The following is a 1,988-nucleotide window of genomic DNA, read 5'->3' as shown; positions in this document are numbered from 1 at the left end:
GGGTGGTTTTAGCCTTAGCAGCGGAAGACCCCCCTCGAAGAAAACGCCGAATAAAACTGAGCACCGCCTCCAGACGCTCCGCGCGCTCCGCGTAGGTGCCCAGCAGGACCTCTCTGGCGTGCTCTACCAGGTACGGAGCGAGATCCAGGGCCGACCGCATCTCAGCCTCAGCGATCATGGGATGGGCGTCGCCGGGCCGCTCTGCGAGCGCGAACAGCGCCGCGATGCGCACCAGCGCTCCGGGCAGCTTCGAGGCCCACGCCTGCATGTCCGCGAGGTCCCCGAGGTCCTTGTGCATCCGGCTCTCGTGGCCACCCAGGTTGCGCCACGCCTCGAAGACGGCCCGGGCCCCGTCGTCCAGGCGGATCGCCCCCACCTCGTCGCGTTCGGTGATCTCCTGCCCGGCGCGGAAGACCTTCCCGACGACGGCCGCCCACTCTGCCTCCACCTCCGGTGACATCGGGGGGGCGTTGCCAGGACGGGTGCCCACCGTGGACTCCGGCAGCGCGAACAGGAACCGCGCCAGCAGCCCGCGCTGGGTGAACGCACGCACCTTGGCGGACTCGGCGATCACGTCGGGCTGCACGATGAGCCCGATGGTCAGGATCGGCCGGCGGATGCAGATGGACGGCTTGCTGGCCCGGTCGATCTGGGTAAAGCTGCCGTTGTACGCCTTGAGGATCAGGTCCACGTTGGGCACGCTGGCGGAGTAGCGGCCGGCCACGGTGCCCAGCAGGCCGCCCTCGTCGGAAATGATCGCCAGGGGCCCGCCCTGGCGATCCATACGCCCCGCCAGGCCCTCGGGGGTGACGTCGTCGGCGAGCAGCTGGAACTCGAGGCCGCGCAGCTCGGCCTCCAGCTCCTGGGCCTCGACCTTGGCGCTCGCGCGCACCTCGGTGTCGGGATCTCGTGCGGCCAAGTCGACGGCGGCGGCGTACCGCTTGGTGAGGATCTCCCGTTCGGCCTTGTCGGAGAGGTGGCGGACCCGCTCCCACTGCAGCGCGTACAGGGGGGCCGCGGCCAGGTTGACCACGGCGGACTTGCGGGTTCCGGAGTCGCTCAGCCCGGCCAGGTACAGGCAGGTCTGCTCGGTCCAGCCGCCTCCGACCCTGATCTCCCATGCTCCCCGGGTGGCCGCGGCCAAGGTGGCCAGCGCGGCGAAGGCGGCCAGGTCCGGTGGGGTCTCGGTCGTGGTCGCGACGGCCTCGACGAGACGGCGCACCACCCCGGGCAGACTGGCCACGGGCAGCGGGGGCATCGCCCGCGACAGTGGCCGGGGCTCTCCCCACCCACTGCCCGGTCGCCACCGCAGCCGCTCGCGCACCCGGTCGGTCTCGCGTTCGAGGTCCTCCAGCTCGATGCCCGGGGTGCGGGCCAGCCGGTGCAACGCCTCGGCGCGCTCGGCGACATCGCGGCACGTGGCCGCGGTGGAGACCTGGTGGACGTAGTAGCCGGCTTGCAACCCTGTGGCGCTGGTCTTCCACACCAGGTCGTGGATGTAGACCGCGCCGCCCACCCTGCCGAGCAGGGATGCCGGCTTGCCGCTGCCCATGCTGACCGTCTGGCTGGCAAGGTGAGTGATGACGGACGCCTCGTCGGTGGGCTTCTCCGGGTGCAGCTCCATCAGCGCGGCGTGGATGATTTGGTGCGCCGGCCGCGCGTAGTCGGTGGTCTCCAGCGTGCCGAGCACCACGGTCAGGGACTCGGGGTCGCGCATGGCCAGGCCCAGGCACTCCCGCTCGGCGCGCAGCACTCCGGGGTCGATCTCCGGTTCGTCCGCGCTCATGCAGCTCCTCGATTCCTCGCGGCGAAGTACCCGTCGATGCGGGCGCTCGCGATCTCGACCGAGATCAGGTCGCTCACCTCCCCAGCTGTGGCCTGCGGCGGGACGGCGACGCCCCACTTCCCTGCGCTCTCGATCGCCTTCTCGCTCGGCCTGCGGCTGCGCCAGCGCGCGTCGCGCTTGCCGGCGACGAACGTCCGCTTGG

General features: G+C 71.4%; 2 protein-coding genes. Both read right to left on the bottom strand.

Annotated features, from left to right (window positions below; genetic code table 11):
- The coding region (locus tag BBK14_RS13135) for a YfjI family protein (RefSeq protein WP_071062378.1) at window positions 1–1,786 on the bottom strand (1,786 nt) is incomplete at its 3' end.
- The coding region (locus BBK14_RS38220) for a hypothetical protein (RefSeq protein WP_157904250.1) at window positions 1,783–1,988 on the bottom strand (206 nt) is incomplete at its 5' end. The genes BBK14_RS13135 and BBK14_RS38220, both read right to left, overlap by 4 nt.

It is taken from the genome of Parafrankia soli (genome assembly GCF_001854695.1).
Taxonomy (GTDB): Bacteria; Actinomycetota; Actinomycetes; order Frankiales; family Frankiaceae; genus Parafrankia; species Parafrankia soli.
The sequence above is the reverse complement of the archived record's forward strand: the minus strand, read 5'-3'. Positions and strand labels throughout refer to the sequence as shown.